Origin of the sequence: Streptomyces sp. NPDC093591, from assembly GCF_044764885.1 — a bacterium.
GTDB lineage: Bacteria > Actinomycetota > Actinomycetes > Streptomycetales > Streptomycetaceae > Streptomyces.
The window spans coordinates 234,222-253,354 of sequence record NZ_JBIWIY010000015.1; the positions used below are offsets into that span (position 1 = coordinate 234,222).

Annotated in this window: 16 protein-coding genes; 14 read left to right on the plus strand and 2 right to left on the minus strand. The window is 67.8% G+C overall.

The genetic code is table 11. From position 1 onward, the window contains the following. The first annotated feature begins 3 nt into the window (after nucleotides 1–3). The 4 genes from rpsL (at nucleotide 4) to tuf (ending at nucleotide 4,363) form a co-directional block, all read left to right on the plus strand. Complete coding sequence (gene rpsL, locus ACIREI_RS30100) at nucleotides 4–375, plus strand: 30S ribosomal protein S12 (RefSeq protein WP_003948652.1); 372 nt, start codon at nucleotides 4–6, stop codon at nucleotides 373–375. A 2-nt stretch (nucleotides 376–377) separates the two neighbouring features. Next, on the plus strand, nucleotides 378–848 hold the full coding sequence (gene rpsG, locus ACIREI_RS30105; RefSeq protein ID WP_003998848.1) for a 30S ribosomal protein S7: 471 nt from the start codon (nucleotides 378–380) through the stop codon (nucleotides 846–848). A gap of 39 nt (nucleotides 849–887) precedes the next feature. Beyond that, on the plus strand, nucleotides 888–3,014 hold the full coding sequence (gene fusA / locus ACIREI_RS30110) for an elongation factor G (RefSeq protein WP_403339322.1): 2,127 nt from the start codon (nucleotides 888–890) through the stop codon (nucleotides 3,012–3,014). 155 nt (nucleotides 3,015–3,169) lie between these two features. Further along, complete coding sequence (tuf, locus tag ACIREI_RS30115; RefSeq protein WP_030860906.1) at nucleotides 3,170–4,363, plus strand: elongation factor Tu; 1,194 nt, start codon at nucleotides 3,170–3,172, stop codon at nucleotides 4,361–4,363. A 99-nt stretch (nucleotides 4,364–4,462) separates the two neighbouring features. Here the strand turns inward: tuf and ACIREI_RS30120 are convergent, their stop codons facing one another. Continuing rightward, the gene (locus ACIREI_RS30120; protein WP_403339325.1) at nucleotides 4,463–5,008 is read right to left on the minus strand and encodes a hypothetical protein; all 546 of its coding nucleotides are present in this window, start codon (nucleotides 5,006–5,008) and stop codon (nucleotides 4,463–4,465) included. Between the two features lie 431 nt (nucleotides 5,009–5,439). On the opposite strand from ACIREI_RS30120, the gene ACIREI_RS30125 reads away from it, so the two are divergent. Continuing rightward, the gene (locus tag ACIREI_RS30125) at nucleotides 5,440–6,912 is read left to right on the plus strand and encodes a sugar transferase (RefSeq protein ID WP_403339328.1); all 1,473 of its coding nucleotides are present in this window, start codon (nucleotides 5,440–5,442) and stop codon (nucleotides 6,910–6,912) included. A gap of 40 nt (nucleotides 6,913–6,952) precedes the next feature. On the opposite strand, the gene ACIREI_RS30130 is transcribed toward ACIREI_RS30125, so the two are convergent. Further along, a complete protein-coding gene (locus ACIREI_RS30130) occupies nucleotides 6,953–8,368 on the minus strand; it encodes a hypothetical protein (RefSeq protein ID WP_403339331.1) in 1,416 nt (471 codons plus the stop codon). A 495-nt stretch (nucleotides 8,369–8,863) separates the two neighbouring features. On the opposite strand from ACIREI_RS30130, the gene ACIREI_RS30135 reads away from it, so the two are divergent. The 9 genes from ACIREI_RS30135 to ACIREI_RS30175 all read left to right on the plus strand — a co-directional run bounded on the left by ACIREI_RS30135 (nucleotide 8,864) and on the right by ACIREI_RS30175 (nucleotide 19,078). Continuing rightward, nucleotides 8,864–9,568, plus strand: a complete 705-nt coding sequence (locus ACIREI_RS30135; RefSeq protein ID WP_403339334.1) for a CDP-alcohol phosphatidyltransferase family protein — start codon at nucleotides 8,864–8,866, stop codon at nucleotides 9,566–9,568. A 38-nt stretch (nucleotides 9,569–9,606) separates the two neighbouring features. Next, nucleotides 9,607–10,128, plus strand: coding sequence for a putative colanic acid biosynthesis acetyltransferase (locus ACIREI_RS30140; protein WP_403339337.1), 522 nt, complete (start codon nucleotides 9,607–9,609; stop codon nucleotides 10,126–10,128). Continuing rightward, entirely contained in the window at nucleotides 10,125–11,237 is a 1,113-nt protein-coding gene (locus tag ACIREI_RS30145) for a glycosyltransferase (protein ID WP_403339340.1), read from the plus strand. Before ACIREI_RS30140 ends, ACIREI_RS30145 begins: the two co-directional genes overlap by 4 nt. A 170-nt stretch (nucleotides 11,238–11,407) precedes the next feature. Further along, nucleotides 11,408–12,388, plus strand: coding sequence for an NAD-dependent epimerase/dehydratase family protein (locus ACIREI_RS30150; RefSeq protein WP_403339343.1), 981 nt, complete (start codon nucleotides 11,408–11,410; stop codon nucleotides 12,386–12,388). Nucleotides 12,389–12,416: 28 nt separating this feature from the next. Then, the gene (locus ACIREI_RS30155; RefSeq protein WP_403339346.1) at nucleotides 12,417–13,679 is read left to right on the plus strand and encodes a glycosyltransferase family 4 protein; all 1,263 of its coding nucleotides are present in this window, start codon (nucleotides 12,417–12,419) and stop codon (nucleotides 13,677–13,679) included. Then, on the plus strand, nucleotides 13,646–14,332 hold the full coding sequence (locus tag ACIREI_RS30160; RefSeq protein WP_403339349.1) for a class I SAM-dependent methyltransferase: 687 nt from the start codon (nucleotides 13,646–13,648) through the stop codon (nucleotides 14,330–14,332). Before ACIREI_RS30155 ends, ACIREI_RS30160 begins: the two co-directional genes overlap by 34 nt. A gap of 87 nt (nucleotides 14,333–14,419) precedes the next feature. Continuing rightward, nucleotides 14,420–15,895 (plus strand): hypothetical protein, encoded by a 1,476-nt coding sequence (locus ACIREI_RS30165; protein WP_403339352.1) that lies wholly within the window; start codon nucleotides 14,420–14,422, stop codon nucleotides 15,893–15,895. Next, the gene (locus ACIREI_RS30170) at nucleotides 15,870–17,537 is read left to right on the plus strand and encodes a hypothetical protein (RefSeq protein ID WP_403339354.1); all 1,668 of its coding nucleotides are present in this window, start codon (nucleotides 15,870–15,872) and stop codon (nucleotides 17,535–17,537) included. The genes ACIREI_RS30165 and ACIREI_RS30170 overlap by 26 nt, the downstream gene beginning before the upstream one ends. Continuing rightward, nucleotides 17,534–19,078, plus strand: a complete 1,545-nt coding sequence (locus ACIREI_RS30175; RefSeq protein ID WP_403339357.1) for an oligosaccharide flippase family protein — start codon at nucleotides 17,534–17,536, stop codon at nucleotides 19,076–19,078. Before ACIREI_RS30170 ends, ACIREI_RS30175 begins: the two co-directional genes overlap by 4 nt. Nucleotides 19,079–19,133: the final 55 nt, after the last annotated feature.

Below are 19,133 nucleotides of genomic sequence, written 5' to 3' on the forward strand. Positions count from 1 at the left end.
GTAGTGCCTACGATCCAGCAGCTGGTCCGTAAGGGCCGGCAGGACAAGGTCGAGAAGAACAAGACGCCCGCACTCGAGGGTTCCCCTCAGCGTCGTGGCGTCTGCACGCGTGTGTTCACGACCACCCCGAAGAAGCCGAACTCGGCCCTGCGTAAGGTCGCGCGTGTGCGTCTGACCAGCGGGATCGAGGTCACCGCTTACATTCCGGGTGAGGGACACAACCTGCAGGAGCACTCCATCGTGCTCGTGCGCGGCGGCCGTGTGAAGGACCTGCCGGGTGTTCGCTACAAGATCATCCGTGGCTCCCTCGACACCCAGGGTGTCAAGAACCGCAAGCAGGCCCGTTCCCGCTACGGCGCCAAGAAGGAGAAGTAAGAATGCCTCGTAAGGGCCCCGCCCCGAAGCGCCCGGTCATCATCGACCCGGTCTACGGTTCTCCTCTGGTCACGTCGCTCATCAACAAGGTGCTGCTGAACGGCAAGCGCTCCACCGCCGAGCGCATCGTCTACGGCGCCATGGAGGGCCTGCGCGAGAAGACCGGCAACGACCCGGTCATCACGCTGAAGCGCGCTCTCGAGAACATCAAGCCGACCCTCGAGGTCAAGTCCCGCCGTGTCGGTGGCGCGACCTACCAGGTGCCGGTCGAGGTCAAGCCCGGCCGTGCCAACACCCTGGCGCTGCGCTGGCTGGTCGGTTACTCCCGCGCCCGTCGCGAGAAGACCATGACCGAGCGTCTGCTCAACGAGCTCCTCGACGCCAGCAACGGCCTCGGTGCCGCTGTGAAGAAGCGCGAGGACACGCACAAGATGGCCGAGTCCAACAAGGCCTTCGCGCACTACCGCTGGTAGTCGCTACCCACATCGAGACCGAGAGAAGACTGAAGCCTTATGGCTACCACTTCACTTGACCTGGCCAAGGTCCGAAACATCGGGATCATGGCCCACATCGACGCGGGCAAGACGACCACCACCGAGCGGATCCTGTTCTACACCGGTGTGTCTTACAAGATCGGTGAGGTCCACGACGGCGCTGCCACGATGGACTGGATGGAGCAGGAGCAGGAGCGTGGCATCACGATCACGTCTGCTGCGACCACGTGTCACTGGCCGCTCGAGGACAACGACTACACCATCAACATCATCGACACCCCTGGGCACGTCGACTTCACCGTTGAGGTGGAGCGCTCCCTGCGTGTGCTCGACGGTGCCGTGACGGTGTTCGACGGTGTCGCCGGTGTCGAGCCCCAGTCCGAGACGGTGTGGCGTCAGGCCGACCGTTACGGCGTGCCGCGTATCTGCTTCGTCAACAAGCTCGACCGGACCGGCGCGGAGTTCCACCGCTGCGTCGACATGATCTCGGACCGCCTTGGTGCGCAGCCGCTGGTCATGCAGCTTCCGATCGGTGCCGAGGCCGACTTCAAGGGCGTCGTGGACCTGGTCCGCATGAAGGCGCTCGTGTGGTCCGCCGAGGCCGCCAAGGGCGAGATGTACGACGTCGTCGACATCCCGGCCACGCACGTCGAGGCTGCCGAGGAGTACCGCGGCAAGCTGATCGAGGGCGTCGCCGAGAACGACGAAGAGATCATGGAGCTGTACCTGGAGGGCCAGGAGCCCACCGAGGAGCAGCTGTACGCCGCGATCCGTCGCATCACCATCGCGTCCGGCAAGTCCAGCGACACCACGGTCACCCCGGTGTTCTGTGGCACCGCGTTCAAGAACAAGGGCGTTCAGCCCCTGCTCGACGCGGTCGTGCGCTACCTCCCCACCCCGCTTGACGTCGAGGCCATCGAGGGCCACGCCGTCAACGACCCGGAGGAGGTCGTCAAGCGCAAGCCGTCCGACGACGAGCCGCTGTCCGCGCTGGCGTTCAAGATCATGAGCGACCCGCACCTCGGCAAGCTCACCTTCGTCCGCGTGTACTCCGGTCGCCTGGAGTCCGGCACCCAGGTGCTGAACTCCGTCAAGGGCAAGAAGGAGCGCATCGGCAAGATCTACCGCATGCACGCGAACAAGCGTGAGGAGATCGACGCGGTGGGCGCCGGCGACATCATCGCCGTCATGGGTCTGAAGCAGACCACGACCGGTGAGACGCTGTGCGACGACAAGCAGCCGGTGATCCTGGAGTCCATGGACTTCCCGGCGCCGGTCATCCAGGTCGCCATCGAGCCCAAGTCCAAGGGTGACCAGGAGAAGCTGGGTGTCGCCATCCAGCGTCTCGCGGAGGAGGACCCCTCCTTCCAGGTCCACTCGGACGAGGAGACCGGCCAGACCATCATCGGTGGTATGGGCGAGCTGCACCTCGAGGTGCTGGTCGACCGTATGCGCCGTGAGTTCAAGGTCGAGGCCAACGTCGGCAAGCCGCAGGTCGCCTACCGCGAGACGATCCGCAAGGCCGTCGAGCGCGTCGACTACACGCACAAGAAGCAGACTGGTGGTACCGGCCAGTTCGCCAAGGTGCAGATCGCGATCGAGCCGATCGAGGGCGGCGACGCCTCGTACGAGTTCGTGAACAAGGTCACCGGTGGTCGTATCCCGAAGGAGTACATCCCTTCGGTCGACGCCGGTGCGCAGGAGGCCATGCAGTTCGGCATCCTGGCGGGCTACGAGATGACGGGCGTCCGCGTCACGCTCATCGACGGTGGCTACCACGAGGTCGACTCCTCCGAGCTCGCGTTCAAGATCGCCGGTTCGCAGGCCTTCAAGGAGGCCGCGCGCAAGGCCAGCCCCGTGCTGCTCGAGCCGATGATGGCCGTCGAGGTCACCACGCCCGAGGACTACATGGGTGAGGTCATCGGTGACATCAACTCCCGCCGTGGCCAGATCCAGGCCATGGAGGAGCGGGCGGGTGCTCGCGTCGTGAAGGGCCTCGTGCCCCTCTCGGAGATGTTCGGTTACGTCGGCGACCTGCGCAGCAAGACGTCCGGCCGTGCCAGCTACTCCATGCAGTTCGACTCCTACGCCGAGGTTCCGCGGAACGTCGCCGAGGAGATCATCGCGAAGGCCAAGGGCGAGTAACGCTCCGCGTTCACACGCTTTAGGCTTGACTCCGGAGCCTCAGAGGGCATTCCGCCGCAATAGCGGTCGGAACGCCCCGGGGCCCGGGCTTTCCAGCAAAGATCACCTGGCGCCGATGAAGCAAGGCGTTCAGAACCACTCCACAGGAGGACCCCGTGGCGAAGGCGAAGTTCGAGCGGACTAAGCCCCACGTCAACATCGGCACCATCGGTCACATCGACCACGGTAAGACGACCCTCACGGCCGCCATTACCAAGGTGCTGCACGACGCGTACCCGGACCTGAACGAGGCCTCGGCCTTCGACCAGATCGACAAGGCTCCCGAGGAGCGCCAGCGCGGTATCACCATCTCCATCGCGCACGTCGAGTACCAGACCGAGACGCGTCACTACGCCCACGTCGACTGCCCCGGTCACGCGGACTACATCAAGAACATGATCACCGGTGCCGCTCAGATGGACGGCGCCATCCTCGTGGTCGCCGCCACCGACGGCCCGATGCCGCAGACCAAGGAGCACGTGCTCCTGGCCCGCCAGGTCGGCGTTCCGTACATCGTCGTCGCCCTGAACAAGGCCGACATGGTGGACGACGAGGAGATCCTGGAGCTCGTCGAGCTCGAGGTTCGTGAGCTGCTCTCCGAGTACGAGTTCCCGGGCGACGACGTTCCGGTCGTCAAGGTCTCGGCGCTCAAGGCGCTCGAGGGTGACAAGGAATGGGGCCAGTCGGTCCTGGACCTGATGGCCGCCGTCGACGAGGCGATCCCGCAGCCCGAGCGTGACGTCGACAAGCCGTTCCTGATGCCGATCGAGGACGTCTTCACGATCACCGGTCGCGGTACGGTCGTCACCGGCCGTATCGAGCGTGGTGTCCTGAAGGTCAACGAGACCGTCGACATCATCGGCATCAAGACCGAGAAGACCACCACCACGGTCACCGGCATCGAGATGTTCCGCAAGCTGCTCGACGAGGGCCAGGCCGGTGAGAACGTCGGTCTGCTCCTCCGTGGCATCAAGCGCGAGGACGTCGAGCGCGGCCAGGTCATCATCAAGCCGGGCTCGGTCACCCCGCACACCGAGTTCGAGGCGCAGGCCTACATCCTGTCCAAGGACGAGGGTGGCCGCCACACGCCGTTCTTCAACAACTACCGTCCGCAGTTCTACTTCCGTACGACGGACGTGACCGGCGTCGTGACCCTCCCCGAGGGCACCGAGATGGTCATGCCGGGTGACAACACCGAGATGAAGGTGGAGCTCATCCAGCCCGTCGCCATGGAAGAGGGCCTGAAGTTCGCCATCCGTGAGGGTGGCCGGACCGTGGGTGCCGGCCAGGTCACCAAGATCAACAAGTGAGCTTGTTGATTTGACCTGGTAGCTCCGACGCGAGCTCCTGAAGGGGCCCGTACGACTTCGGTCGTACGGGCCCCTTTGCTTTCCGGCAGGGGGGACGCGTCAGGTGTTGGAGCCGTCCGGGACGATGCAGAACGCCACGTGGCTGATGTCGGTGAGGGCATTGCCGGTGGGGTTGAGCTGGGCGTGGAGCGTTTCATCGGCCTCGATCTGGCCGGCCGGCGTGTCCGTGTAGTCGTAGAGGTTGGCGCCGCCCTCGTTGGCCGGGCCGCCCTTGACGATGACTGCCGAAGCGGCGAAGGGGCCCTCGATGCTGAAGCTCAGCAGCTGCCCGTCAGGCTCCTCCGTCCTTTCCGTGATGCCGATGGTGATCGATCCCTGCCCATTGATGTTGATCACCTGCCCGTCCGTCGGGGCGGTGTTCGTGTCGAATTCCGTGGAGCCGCTCTGCCCCGGAATGTCGGCGCAGTCCGGGTTATCGGCGACTTCTTCGGGCGCCACCTCGGCCTGGAGCTGAGGGCCGGGGGCGGCCGCCGCGGGGCCCGCCCCGAAGGTGACCGCCAGTGCCGTGGTCAGGCCGAGGCCGACGCAGCGCGCCCCCCATCTCGCTCGTGTGGACCGGGTGGTTGCTCGAGTGGTTGCTCGCACGACGAGTGCTCCTTTGTTCTGGTGTACCGGATCCCGCCCAGGCGGACCCTCGCACCCTTTCCTTCGGCTGCCTTCGGCGGCTCGGGTGCTGATCCGCATCCGCTGCGGGGCATCTGATCATTTGCACAATCCGATGAACGCCACTCCCGGGGATTCCTCTGCCTAGGCCGTCCGGGTTGCAGAGCACCGGAAAGGCCGAGCGCCGAAGTGCCGTCGCGGGCGTTCGTCGAGGCCGTGGCGCCCCTGTGCGGGGCCGGTTTCCGCAGCTTGTGAGCCCGTTGTCCAGTGGCAAGAAACGCCCGGCACTAAGTGATGCAAGTAGGACATACATTCAAAAAATGTTGATATAACCCTCACATAGGGCGTGAGCTGCTCCTCCGACGCAGCCGCGCCCCACGTGTTCGCCGAGGGCCGGGGTCATAGGGAGAACCATGCGGCAGTCCACCAGCGCGGTGTCGGGGCAGGCGATTTCCCTCACACCGCACCGGTCCACCACGCCCAGACGCCCCGCGAACCGGTGGTACGTACCGGTCGCGGTCTGCGCCGACTCCTTGGGGATGGCGCTGCCGACAGTGGTGATCCTCTCCCTGATCGGTACGGCCCACCCCGTGCACCAGGCGGTGGCGATCACGGTCGTCTGGGTGCTCGTGGGCCTCGCCGCCAAGCGCTACGCACCCTGGACATGGGACGAAGGCGCCCCGGTCGGACCGGTGGTGCGGGACTGGCTGGTGCTGCTCGGCGCCCTGGCCGTGCTGCGGACGGTATTCGGGCTCGGCGAGCCGCCCGCAGCCGCGCTCGCCGCACTGTGCCCGTCCCTGGCGGTCACCGTGGTCTGCCGCAAGGCGATCCACCGTCACATCCTGGCCGTACGCCGACGCGCCCGAGGACTTCGACGCGTCCTCGTCGTCGGTGAGGCCGGGGCGGTGGACGCCGTGGTCGGACAGCTCGCCGAGCGCACGGACCACGGGTACGTGGTGGTCGGGGCCTGTGTGCTGGGCGAGGAAGACCTGCTCTCCGGCGTGCCCGTGTCCGCCCGGCTGCGGGTCGGCGCGCCGGCCGCTCCGGACGAGGACGCCGCGCCCGTGGCGGAAGCGGCCGAGACGCTCGGCGCCGACCTGGTCTTCGTCACCACGGGCAGGAACATGTGCGGGGACCGGCTTCGCCGGTTGTCCTGGGCCTTGCACGACCGTGGCCGCCGGCTGATGGTGCTGCCCGGCATCGTCGAAGTGGCCCGGCGCAGGGTCCGTATCGCCTCGGCGGCCGGGCTCACCCTGTTGGACGTCTCCCCACCCACGCGCCGTGGCCTGCCGACGCTGCTGAAGGCCGTCACGGACCGGGCAGGTTCGCTCGTCCTGCTCATGGTGCTGGCTCCCCTGTTCGCGCTGCTGGCGCTCGCCGTACGCATGAGTTCGCCGGGGCCGGTCATCTACCGCCAGGTCCGCGTCGGCCGGGACGGGGTCCCCTTCCCCATGTGGAAGTTCCGGACCATGGTCGTGGACGCGGACCGGATGAAGGGTGATCTGGCCGCGGCGAACGAACACGACGGCCATATGTTCAAGCTGCGCCGGGATCCCCGCGTGACGTCCGCCGGGCGCTTTCTGCGCCGCTATTCGCTGGACGAGCTGCCCCAGTTGGCCAATGTCCTGCTCGGCCACATGTCGCTGGTGGGGCCCCGCCCGCCGCTGCCCGAGGAAGTCGCCCGCTACGACGAGGTGGAGATGCGCCGGCTCAGTGTCAAACCCGGCCTCACGGGGCTGTGGCAGGTGAGCGGCAGGTCCGACCTGTCCTGGCACGAGACCGTCTCGCTCGATCTGCGGTACGTCGACAACTGGTCGTGGACCTGGGACATGACGGTCATGGCCCGCACGGTGCGTGCTGTGCTGGACGGGCGCGGAGCCTACTGAGAACGTCTGGACGTCTGGTCCGGTGTCCCGGATCCGACCGTCACGAAAGCCGGCACACCGAATCGGGATTCAGGGAGCGCACATACCGCTCGTCGACTTCTGCACCGCGGTAGCGAAGCGAGCGCGTTTCCTCAGGGGCGATCGGTGTGCACTGCGATGCGAGTTCCTGGCGGAGGTCGTTCCGCAGGTACATCCACATGTTGTGGACGACAATGGGCGTGTAGTTGTGTCGGAAATACGTGACGTCGTACAGCTTGGAGACCTCCGACCACATGCCGTGCGTCTCCACCAGGTCGGGCTTGTTGGCCTCCAGGTATGAGGGCATCGCAGCGTATCCAGTGCGAGCGAGCGCGGAGTTGGCCAGCAGGGCCAGGTCGAGGATCTTCAGGTTGGCGCAGCACAGACTCGAGCCGCCGACATCCGGGGTCAGTACGGTCAGTTCCGGCTGACCCAGCCTCACCCGCACCGCGTCCATCGCCTCGCCCGTCATCCGATATGCCGCCGGGGTGACGGCCGCCTCGCTCCCGGGGTGGAGCCGTGCGGCGATGAACTGCTTCTCGATGCCGCAGGCCGTGAGCAGAAGCAGCGCGGCGGTCACGGCGAAGAGGCGTGGCGTGGATTTCAGGAATCGCATGACACCGGGCTTGGACAACGCGAGCGCCACTACGCCCAGGGCGATCGCGGACTGCTCCATCCGTCCGATGTAGCCCCAGTTCCGGCCGATCGCCACGTTGAAGAGCGCGACAGCCCCGATGTACCCGAGGCCGAAACTCGCGACGGGGTGGACGCTCCGTGAGCGAATTCGCCTGAACGCCTCGGCGCCCACCGACCGCGACCCGCTGCGCATGCCGGCCCACGCGGTGACGGCGATGACCGCTGCCGGCAGCAGGACGTACAGAACTTCCATCGCGGCCACGCACACCTGCAGGACATGCCTGAACGTCGAGTCCGCGCTGTACGGGCTGGACTGCTTAGCGATCACCGTGTTCGGCAGCGGCGAGCCGAAAATCGCCAGGCGAAGTGCCGTGAGTACGGCGAACGAGAGGACGGCGCCCGCGACCAGGGCCCACGCCCGGCGATACTCCCTCGAACACAGCACCAGCACCGCGGCGCCGGCGATGACGTAACCGACGGCTTCCGCCCGGATCCACGGGACCGTGGCGGCCAGCAGTGTCAGCCCGATCCACGCGTATCGGTGGCCGCTCCGCAACAGCCACACGATCGCGAGTGCGGCCGTGGACAGTGACGTCATCTCCATTCCGTTGATGGTCTCGTTGAGGAACGGCCCGTACCCGAAGAGCACCAGGCCGACCAGCCAGGACTGGGCGCGGCCGTACGGGCGCAGCATGGTGTGAAGCAGTACGGCACCGATGGCCGCGAAGAGTCCTGACCACAGCTGGCTGGCCAGGATCATGCCGTCGAAGTCCAAGGGGAGCACGCGGTAGGTGCCCGCCATCAGCAAGAACCAAAAGGGACTCGAAAACCCCTCGACCTGCTCTGACGGCGGTGTCAGCGCGATCTGGCCGGAATCGACAAAGGTGCGCGCGAACGCCAGCGTGATGGATCCGTCGTCCCAGCCGTTCGTGCCGATGAACACAGCGAGGGCCGAGTGGAGGAAAAGGACCGTGCCGAACAGTCCGTAGGAAAGGGGCCGGTCTTTCTTTGAGGCTGCCCGTTGGGGTGCTGTGGGGTCGTCCGTCGTGCGGATGACGCCGAGATCGCCTGCCGTCTGCCCAACGTACATGCCGTCCGCCCTTGTGCCGGAATCCCGATCTTTTTACTACAGGAATTCATTTCGACTCGGGTGACGGCCGCGGGCACGCTCACAGCCGAGGCCAATCGGGTGGATCTCACGATAAGTCCGCTTGTCCCATCGGGTGCGGCGGGGTCGAGCACTTACGTTCGTGGCATGGCGATCATGGCGAGACAGTCATCCGCGGGCGAGTAGAGAGTGGACTTCTCCAGCACACTGAGGCAGCTGTCGAAGGCGCAGAAGCCCGCCCGCGGGGTTCCCGGTTACTCACGATTCGTCAATCGGCCGGCCGGGAGGCTGCTCGCGGCCGCGGCTCACCGCATCGGGCTCTCGCCCAACCACGTGACCGCCGCAAGCGGCCTGGTCACCTTTCCGGCCATCGCCGCGATCGCCCTTTACCCCCCTACACCCGCGCTCGGACGATGGGTCACGCTCGCCCTGCTCGTCGGCTTCGCGCTGGATTCCGCGGACGGCCAACTGGCCCGGCTGCACGGGTCGGCCGGTCCAGCCGGGGCGTTGATGGACCATGTGGTGGACTGCGCGAAACTCCTGAGCGTCCATGCGGCGGTTCTGGTTTCGTTCTACCGGTTCTTCGAACTGCCGAGTCCCATCCTGCTGCTCACCCCGATCGCCTTCCAGTTGGCCGCAGTCCTGCTGTTCTTCGGAGGGATGCTGACGGAACAGCTGAGACGGCGGGGGACCGACGGACACGTCGGCCCGACGCGACCGCACTCCGCTGTCCGTGGCATGGCGCTGCTGCCCGTCGATTACGGCCTGCTGTGCCTGATCTTCTTGTTCCTGGGAAATCAGAGGCTTTTCTTCGCGCTGTATGTCGCCCTGCTCGTGGCCCACTTGATGCTCGTGCCCGCATTCTTCGCCAAGTGGTTCCGGGAACTGTCCTGACTCGATTCATTCCCCGCACAAAAGAAGGGTCGACCGCCGTGGAACGCTCCCTGCGAGGCTTCACCGGAGCCGGTTACGACAAGGGGCGCCCCCTGCTCGTTCAGGCGGCCTGGTTCGCTGTTCTCAACCTCGTCTTCGTCAAGTGGTGGTTCCCGGCCCGTTGGCGGCCCGCCGTGCTGCGGGCCTTCGGCGCGCGTATCGGGCGGCGGGTGCTGATCCGTCAGCGGGTGCGGGTGCACTGGCCGTGGCGGCTGGACGTCGGCGACGACGTATGGATCGGCGAGGACGCCTGGTTGCTGAACCTCGAGCGGATCAGCATCGGCAGCAACGCCTGCGTCTCCCAGGGGGCGTTGCTGTGCACCGGAAGCCACCAACGCCACAGCGCCACCTTCGAGTTCGACAACGGGCCCATCCGCCTGGAGCCCGGAGCCTGGATCGCGGCGCGGGCCGTCGTGCTGCGCGGGGTCACCGTCGGCCGTAATGCCGTGGTGGGCGCCGCCGCGATCGCCCACCGCGATGTCGCCCCGGCCGAGGTCGTCATGGCGAGGGGTGTGGCATGAGGCTCGTTCATGTGGTGACGCTCGTCAGCGAGGACGGAGCGTACGGCGGTCCCACGAGCGTGGCGACGGGCCAGCTGGAGGAGTGCGCCGCGCGCGGCCACGAGGTCGCACTGCTGTCCTTGTGGCGAGGCGGGTCCCGGGCACCGGCACGCATCGGCTCGGTTCCGCTGCGCACCCGCCCCGCGCGAGCCCTTCTTCCGGGCCGCTTCACCGGGCTCATGAACCCGCTGCTCGTCCGGGACATGTGGTGTTCCATGGGCAGGGCCGATGTGGTGCACATCCACGCGGGCCGCGATCTCGTCTCGCTCACCGCGCTGGCCGTGGCGACCTTGCGGGGAAAGAGGTTCTTCACGCAGACGCACGGAATGGTGGAGCCACGCCACAGGCTGGTCGCCAGGCTCTTCGACCGTCTGTACGTGCCTCTGCTGCGCCGGGCGCGCGGCTGTCTGGTGCTCACCGAGAGGGAGCGGCGGGCCGTGTCCGAGGTCATCGGACCGGAGGGGCCGCCGCTGCTGACGTTGCCCAACGGAGTACGGCCGGAGCGCGACGCGGCGGTTGAGCCTCGTCGACACGCCCCGGAGGTGCTCTTCATGGCGAGGCTGCACCCGCGCAAGCGCCCGGAGGCGTTCGTCGAGATGGCCGCCCTGGTGCACCGGAAGCTGCCCGAGGCGCGGTTCACCCTGCACGGGGCCGACGAGGGGTTGCTGCCGACGGTACGTCAGCTCATCGCCGGCCACCGGCTCACGGACGTCGTCTCCTACGGCGGGGCGCTGTCGTACGCCCAGGCCCTGCATGCCTATGCGAAGGCGGACGTATATGTGCTGCCGAGCGTGGACGAGCCGTTCCCCATGACCGTGATCGAAGCCCTGTCCGCCGGAACGCCCGTGGTGTGCACCGACACCTGCGGCATGGCGGACGAACTCGCGCGCCGTGGAGCGGCGATCGTCACGGACGGCAGCCCGCAGGCCATGGCCGATGCGGTCTGCGAGCTGCTCACCGACGAGAACAGGCGCCGTGGGCTGGTGGAGGCGGGCAAGCGCGCAGTGGAGGAAGCCTTCTCCATCCATGCGGTGGCGGACCGGCTGGAAGAGCTCTACCGGAATCTCTGAAGGCACGTCGATCGCCTTGTGGGGCCGGGAGAAGACAGGCCCAGACGGAGGCATCGCGGGACTCGGGACCATCGAAGCGCGTGGCATATCGGTCTAATTCGGACAATTAGTGCATAACCTACCTGGCAGGTCTCAATGACCACCGATCCCGGGTTTCTGGAGGAGCTGCCATGAGCAAGCAGGTGGACGTCGTTGTTGCCGGAGGCGGGGGATTCATCGGCGGGCACCTCGCTGCCGACCTCCTGGCGCAAGGGCTTTCGGTCCGCTGTGTCGACATCAAGCCGCAGCACGACTGGCACCAGCTGCACCGCGACGCCGAGAACGTCGTCGCCGATCTGTCGCTCCTGGAGAACGCCCGCGACGCCGTCCGGGGCGCGCGTCACGTCTACATGCTGGCCGCCGACATGGGCGGCATGGGCTTCATCGAGAACCACAAGGCCGCCTGCATGATGTCGGTGCTGATCAGCACCCACATGCTCAAGGCCGCGCACGAGGCCGACGTAGAGCGCTACTTCTACTCCTCGTCGGCCTGCGTGTACGCCGCCGCCAAGCAGACCGCCTCGAACGTCACCGCGCTGAAGGAGGAGGACGCGTATCCGGCGCAGCCCGAGGACGGCTACGGCTGGGAGAAGCTCTTCTCCGAGCGCATGTGCCGTCACTTCGAGGAGGACTACGGGTTCACCTGTCGCGTCGCGCGCTATCACAACGTGTACGGCCCCGCGGGCACCTGGACCGGTGGCCGGGAGAAGGCCCCGGCGGCCGTGTGCCGCAAGATCGCCGAGGCCGTCATCTCCGGGTCGCACCGGATCGACATCTGGGGCGACGGCCGGCAGACCCGTTCCTTCATGTACATCGACGACTGCGTCCACGGCACGCAGATGCTCATGAACGGAGCCAGCAGCATCCCCGTCAATGTCGGCTCCTCCGAGCTGGTCACCATCAACCAACTGGTCGACATCGTCGAGGAGATCGCGGGCATCCGCTGTGAGCGCAAGTACCAGCTGGACGCGCCGCAGGGCGTACGCGGCCGCAATTCCGACAACACCCTGATCCGCGAACTCCACGGCTGGGAGCCCTCGATCCCCCTCGCCGAGGGCCTCGAGAAGACCTATGCCTGGGTCTACGACCAGGTCAAGCTCGCGCGGTCCTGATCGCTCGGACCGGCAGGGAGAGCAGCCGATGAGGATCCTCGTCCACGACTACAGCGGGCACCCGTTCCAGGCGCAGCTCAGCCGTGAGCTGGCGCACCGCGGCCATGACGTCGTGCACTCGACCTGCCCGGCCTACGTCTCCGGAAAGGGCAACCTCGCCGAGAACGCGGTGGCCGGCCTGCGGTTCGTCACCATCGGCGACCATGTCGTGCTGGACAAGGGCGCGTACGTCCGACGCCTCTTCCAGGAGACCCGGCTCGGCCTGGAACTGGCCCGACAGGTACGGCGCGAGAAACCGGACGTGGCGATGCTGGGGAATCTGCCGATTCCGACCCTCGTGGTGGCCGCGTCGGCGCTGAAAACGCTGGGCATCCCCTGGGTGCTGTGGCACCAGGACATCACCGCCGTCGCGCTTCGGAGCTTCGCCGCGGCCGGAGTGTCGAGGCTGATGGGCATCGCCGCCCGAGTCTTCGAGCAGGGCGAGAAGTGGTCGGCGCGACGCGCCTCGGCGATCGTGGTGATCGCCGACTCCTTCGTGCGGGTGCACCGGGAGTGGGGCACCGCCGACAAGGTCACCGTCATCCCCAACTGGGCGCCGCTGGACGAGATCCTCCCCGTTGATCGTGCCAACGCGTGGTCGCGGGAGCACGGCCTCGACGGCGTCAGGACCGTGCTGTACTCGGGCACGATCGGCCTCAAGCACAACCCCGCGCTGCTGGTGCGGCTGGTCGAGACGCTGCGCGAGCAGGGTGAGCGGGTCCGCCTCGTCGTCGTCAACGACGGCCCGGCCGTCCCGGTCATCAAGGAGGCCGCGGCCGCCCGGGGCGTCGATCTGACCCTGTTGCCCTTCCAGCCCTATGAGCGGCTGCCCGAGGTGCTGGGCACGGGCGATGTACTGGTCGTGCTGCTCGCGGCGGACGCCGGGGAGTTCTCGGTCCCCTCCAAGACGCTGTCCTATCTGTGCGCCGGACGCCCGGTGCTGGGCCTGATGCCGGCGGACAACCTGGCGGCACAGCTGCTCCGCAAGGCCGGCTCGGCGGTGTTCGCGCCGGAGGAGTCCTCGCTGGCCGGCGCGGCCGCCTGGGTCCGCGAGGTCCTGAACGACCCGGCGCGCGCGGAGGCGCTGGGCAAGGAGAGCCGGGCACTGGCCGAGCGGGAGTTCGCCCTGGAGCGCTGCGCCTCGCAATTCGAGGAAATCCTGAGGCTGGCCTCGTCGACTCGGGACCGATTGCAGAAGTTCAATGTCAGGAGCTCTCGATGCGGGAAATTTCGTACGAGGAACAAACGGTAAAATCCGGTAATCCACTGGCGCGTTTCGCGCACCGCACGCGCACGACGATGGCGGTCGATCTCGTCGCCGGGGTATGCGCGAAGCACGGTACCGTCGTCGACTTCGGCGCAGGACCGGGACTTTTTCTGCACACGCTCGGCGAGGCACGCCCCGACGTCACGCTCGTCGGATACGACCCGTACATGGAGCCGGCGTATCCCGAAGTGAAGTACGCGGAATCGATCGAAAGCATCGCGGCGCGGAGCGTGGATGTGCTGACGGCGTTCGAGGTCTGCGAGCATCTCTACGCCGACGAAGTCGATGCCCTGCTCGAAGACGCGTTGCGTCTCCTGAGGCCCGACGGTGCGCTCGTGATTTCCGTGCCCATCATGTGCGGCCTGGCCATCGTGCCGAAGGTGGCGAACTGGATGATGCGCAGCCGCTCACTCAGGTCGGAGTACACGCCCGCGGAAGTGATGAAAGCGATGGTCGGAATGCGGGTGAGCCGACCGGGGAATCCACGCACGACACACAAGGGCTTTGATTTCCGGGAACTGCGGGAGGTAGTGCGGGAGCGGTTCTCCATCGAAGCCGTACATATGAGCCCCGTACCGAACGTGCCCTGGTGGCTGAGCTCGCAGTACTTCATGGTTTGTCGGGCAAAACTCTCCTGAATTAACCAGAAATGCATCCCGTGTGAGGTACAAGTAGGTTGACGAGTATTTCGACCTATTTGGTTGCCTTATCTGAGAGGGGTGCAGGTGCAGGGCAGTCGAGAACGCTGCACGGCCGCGGTATGCGCCTGGGCCGCCGTGCTCATCGGCCTGCTGCCAGGGCTGGTCCTGCAGACCTCCGACGGGTACGTCGGGGCCGCACTCGTGGTGCAGTGCGTCGTCGTGGCGCACACCGGCGGCGCGCTCACCTGGGTGCTCACCGACACGTCGGTACGGCTCGTCGCATTCGGTTTCTGGCTCTTCGCCTACGTATGGCTCGGGTTGGCGCCGCTCGCCATGCTCACCACCGACACCTACCCCCTCGGATACCGGACCGACGCGGCCAACGCCTTCACCGTCACCGTCCTGATCGAAGTCGGACTCCTCGCCTACAGCGCCGGAACCCTCCTGGCCGCCAGGCGCGCCACGCATCGCTCGCTCGTCCTCGGACCGCTGCTCTCCCGCAGACTCGCCCCGTTGCCCGTACTCGTCCTGAGCTGCCTGTCACTCGTTCTCGCGGTCGTCCTCATCCCCCAACTGGGCGGCTGGGCCGCCTTCTTCACCAGCAGGCAGGCCCTGTGGCAGTCGCAGGCCGCGACGGACTCGGAGCGGACGCTGCGCACCTGGATCCTCTCCGTCCCCGCCTTCTGGGCCTTGGTGGGTCTGATCCACCTGCCCCGCCGCACGACGGGCGACCGGTGGCTGCGCCGCGTGCGCTGGACGCTGCTCCCGCTGCTGCTCGGACTCAACGTGGTCGTCAACAACCCGATCAGCAGGCCGCGCTTCTGGGCCGGCACCGTCCTGCTGGTCCTGCTGTTCACCTGGAGCCGGTTCAACCGCCCACGGGCCTTTCGCCTCACCGCCGCGGCGCTCACCGCGGTGGTGCTGCTCGTCTTCCCGTACAGCGACTACTTCCGTTACAGCGAACGTGAGGCCGTCCAGGTGGTGAGCCTGACGGAGCAGCTCACCTCGAACATGGACTACGACTCCTTCCAGCAGATGCAGACCGGGGTCGACCATGTGAAGGAGAACGGCTTCTCGCCGTCGGACGCGCTCGGGCCCCTCGTGTTCATGGTGCCGCGCTCCGTATGGCCGGAAAAGCCGCAGGCCGTCGGTATCACGCTCGCCCAGCACGCGGGCTACGACTTCTGGAATCTCTCGGCACCGCTGTGGATCGAGAGCTACATGTGGGCCGGCTTTCCCTCTGTGGTGGCCGTCTTCTGTCTGCTGGGCGCGGCCGGACGCCGTATGGACGACATCCGTGAACGGCTACGGGACAGGCGGGCCACGCTGGCGTTTGTGCTGGTCCCGGCCTTCGCCTTCTACCAGATGATCTTCCTGCGCGGCAGCCTCCTGGCCATCGTCGGTCCGATGCTGCTGCTTCTGACCGTCCCGCTGTTCATCACCCGCCGCGCCGCCCGGCCACTCCGGCTCCCCTCACCGGCGCTGCCGCCCGAGACCGTCAGCCACGCATCCATCCCCGGAACAGGAGGCATCCGTGACCAGCTCCGCCAGCTTCGATGACGGGTACAGCGAACCGGACCAGCTCCGCGACCAGCTGCGCCAGCTGCTGAGGTACCGCGTGACCATCGCGCTGGGCATCGTCCTCGGGCTGCTCGGGGGACTGCTGCTGGTGCTGCTGCGCGCAGGCAGCTACACCTCCACCGGTGAGATTCTCGTCCGTTCGACGGTGGACCCGTTCAGCACCTACGGCGTGGCCGTCGACAACCAGGTGAGCATGGGCACCGAGCAGCAGATCGCGCTCAGCGCCGCCGTCGCGGCCCGGGCGGCACAAGCGTTGCGCCAACCGTCCCGGGCCGACGCGCTGCTGGAGGAGCTGCGGGTCAGCAATCCGCCGCACACCCACATTCTGCGGTTCGAGTACACGGGCGGAACTCCGAAGCGGGCGGCCCGGGTCACCAACGCGTTCCTCGACGCCTATCTCGCCGACCGCCAGGAGCGGACCGACGCCACGGTGCGGCGGATGGCGAGCGCGTTGAAGCGGCAGCTCGCCCCGCTGGTCACAAAGAGCAACGCCGAAGCCGGCAAGCCCGGGAGCGCGGCTCTGCGGGACCAGATCAACGTGCTGCAGAAGCGGATCTCCGACTTCGAGTCCCGCGACACCACCGGAGGCGACGTCGTACGCAGGGCCGAGCCGCCGGAGCACCCCGCGGGGCCGGGGCCGGTGGCGCTCATCGGCCTCGGTCTGATGGGCGGACTCGTCCTGGCCATCCTGCTCGCCTGGCTGCGGTCCGCGTTCGAACCACGGGTCCGCTCGCTCGACGAGGCCCAGGGCGCGCTGGGCGCCCCGGTGCTGGCCATCCTCCCGGACACCGCGCCGGACGGCGACCTGCTGGAGGTCGGCCGGGTCGCCAGCAGTCGCGCGGAGGCGTACCGCACGCTCGCCTTCCACCTGCGGCACGGCGATGCCCGTACGGCCGGCGGGACCCTGCTGGTCGTGGCCCCGAAGCAGGACCGCGAGGCCGAGGCGGCCGCCATCAACCTCGCCGCCGTCTTCGCCGAGTCCGGTGAGGACGTCCTGCTGGTGGACGCCACCGCGAGCACACCGGGTCTCGCGGCGAGACTGCCCCTGCTGACCGAGGACGCGGAGGACGACGCCGCATCGCCGCGTCCCCTGGACGGCCGGGTCGTCGTCGACGCGGGCACGGCCGGACGCATCATGCTCTGCCCCGACAGACGGGGCGCCTCCACCGGGGACATCCCGATGTCCCCCATGGTGACGCGCGCGCTGGCGTGTGCCGCTTCCGGCCGGTCCTCGGTGGTCGTCACGCGGCCGCTGCTCGAACACGCCGACGGTCTCGCGGTCGCCCAGCGTGCGGACGGTGTCCTCATCGTGGGCGGACTGCAGCACACCACCCGCGACGACCTCCGGCAGGTTCGCGAGCTGATCAGTTGCTCGGGGGGACACATCGTGGGCGCGCTGCTCTGCCCGGGCACTCGGCGGAGCCTGCTCCGCGCAGCCCTGAGCGGCAGCCGCCGTCCGGGGGAGCCGGGCGCGGCGGCGATGCCGGCCGCCCGTGCCGAGGGGACCGAGGGCCTGTCCGCGACCGCGCACCACGTCGGCCGCACCCAGGAAGAGCTGATCTCCCAGCCGCAGCAGAGCTCGTCCGCCCAGGACGACACGCTCACCGCCTCCAAAGGATGAGCGCCTCCGGAACGGCCCTTCCCGCCGCCGGCGGGAAGGCCGCCCGGAGCGGGGTCGCCGCCACCGCGCGGGGCGGATGGTGGGGTTTCCTGGGCTCAGCGGTCAGCGCTGTCTTCGGCTACATCCTGGTCACCCTGGTCACTCGCGCCCTCGGAGCGCACGGGTCGGGAGCGGTGTTCACCGGCGTCGCCGTCTTCACCATCCTCTGCAACACCTGCAAGCTCGGCGCCGACACCGGGCTGGTGCGCTTCGTCTCCCGTGACGTGGCCACCGGCGGCGGTCGGCAGGTGGGCGCGCTTCTGCGCACCGCCGTCGTCCCGGGCGCCGCGGTGAGTACCGGGGCCGCAGCGCTGCTGTTCCTGTCTCCCTCCACGGCCACCTCACTGCTGCCGAACCTGCCTCCCCAGGACGCGGTCACGCTGGTCCGGCTCTTCGCGCTGTTCCTCCCGCTGGCCACGGTCACCCTGGTTCTGCTCGGCGCGACCCAGGGCTACGGCACCGTGATTCCGCTGGTCGGGGTCGAACAGATCGGCAAACCGGTCCTGCGCGTCCTGATCGCCGTACCGGTCGCCCTACTGGCCCCGGGCGTGCTGAGCCTGGCCGCCGCCTGGCTCGTGCCCTCCCTGGCCGGTGTCCTCGTCGCCTGGTACGCGCTGCGCCGGTGCCGCCATACCGGCCTCGGACGTCCGCCCGCGCCCGACGCGCCCGCCACCCGGCACGGGTTCTGGGCGTTCGCCGTACCTCGGGCGATCTCCTCCGTCTTCGACATCAGCGCGGTCTGGGTGGGCGTCGTGCTGCTGTCCTGCCTGGCGACGAGCGAGGAGGCGGGCATCTACACCGCCGTCGGCCGGGTCGTCATCGCGGCGACGCTGCTCCAGCTCGCCATCCGGCTGGCCGTCGCTCCGGAGATCAGCCGTCTCCTCGCCGTGGGCGACATCCCGCAGGCCCGCCATCTGTACCGGGTCTCGACGCGCTGGATCGTGCTGTTCTCCTGGCCCCTGCTCGTCCTGCTCACCAGCTTCCCGGGCACCGTCCTGTCCTTGTTCGGGCCGGAGTTCGAGCAGGGGGCCGCCGCGCTGGTGGTGCTCTGTGTCGCCTCGGCCGTCAACGTGGGGGTGGGAAACGCCCAGACGGTGCTGCTCATGGCGGGCAAGAGCTCCTGGCATCTGGCGGTCACCGGCGTCGCGTTCACCGTGCAGCTGACGGTCGGCCTGCTCGCCGTACCCCGGCTGGGCGTCCTCGGAGCCGCCCTGTCCTGGGCGGCCGCGACCATCGTGGAGAACCTGCTCTCCGCCGCGTTGGTGCGGCGGCATCCGGGCTTCACGGTCATCGACCACGGATATCTCCTGGCGACCGCCGCCGGCCTGTGTCTGACGGTGCCGCTGGTCGTTCCCACCAGGCTGCTGGCAGGTGACACGGCCATCGGACTTGCCGTCGCAATCACCATGGGATTTTTCGTATTCGGTATAAGTTTGTGGCGATTTAGCACACCCCTGGGCGTGCGTGAACTCGTCGGTGTGCTGCGCGAACGCGCCACTTGAGGCCGTCTCAGAACCGAGACCGCCACTCCTCCTTCCCTTCTCCCACCCGTACTTG

Coding starts and splice junctions, on each gene's coding strand:
- rpsG (WP_003998848.1), top strand. CDS start 378: ATGCCTCGTAAGGGCCCCGCCCCGAAGCGCCCGGTCATCATCGACCCG.
- fusA (WP_403339322.1), top strand. CDS start 888: ATGGCTACCACTTCACTTGACCTGGCCAAGGTCCGAAACATCGGGATC.
- ACIREI_RS30125 (WP_403339328.1), top strand. CDS start 5,440: ATGCGGCAGTCCACCAGCGCGGTGTCGGGGCAGGCGATTTCCCTCACA.
- ACIREI_RS30130 (WP_403339331.1), bottom strand. CDS start 8,368: ATGGCGGGCACCTACCGCGTGCTCCCCTTGGACTTCGACGGCATGATC.
- ACIREI_RS30145 (WP_403339340.1), top strand. CDS start 10,125: ATGAGGCTCGTTCATGTGGTGACGCTCGTCAGCGAGGACGGAGCGTAC.
- ACIREI_RS30150 (WP_403339343.1), top strand. CDS start 11,408: ATGAGCAAGCAGGTGGACGTCGTTGTTGCCGGAGGCGGGGGATTCATC.
- ACIREI_RS30155 (WP_403339346.1), top strand. CDS start 12,417: ATGAGGATCCTCGTCCACGACTACAGCGGGCACCCGTTCCAGGCGCAG.
- ACIREI_RS30160 (WP_403339349.1), top strand. CDS start 13,646: ATGCGGGAAATTTCGTACGAGGAACAAACGGTAAAATCCGGTAATCCA.
- ACIREI_RS30175 (WP_403339357.1), top strand. CDS start 17,534: ATGAGCGCCTCCGGAACGGCCCTTCCCGCCGCCGGCGGGAAGGCCGCC.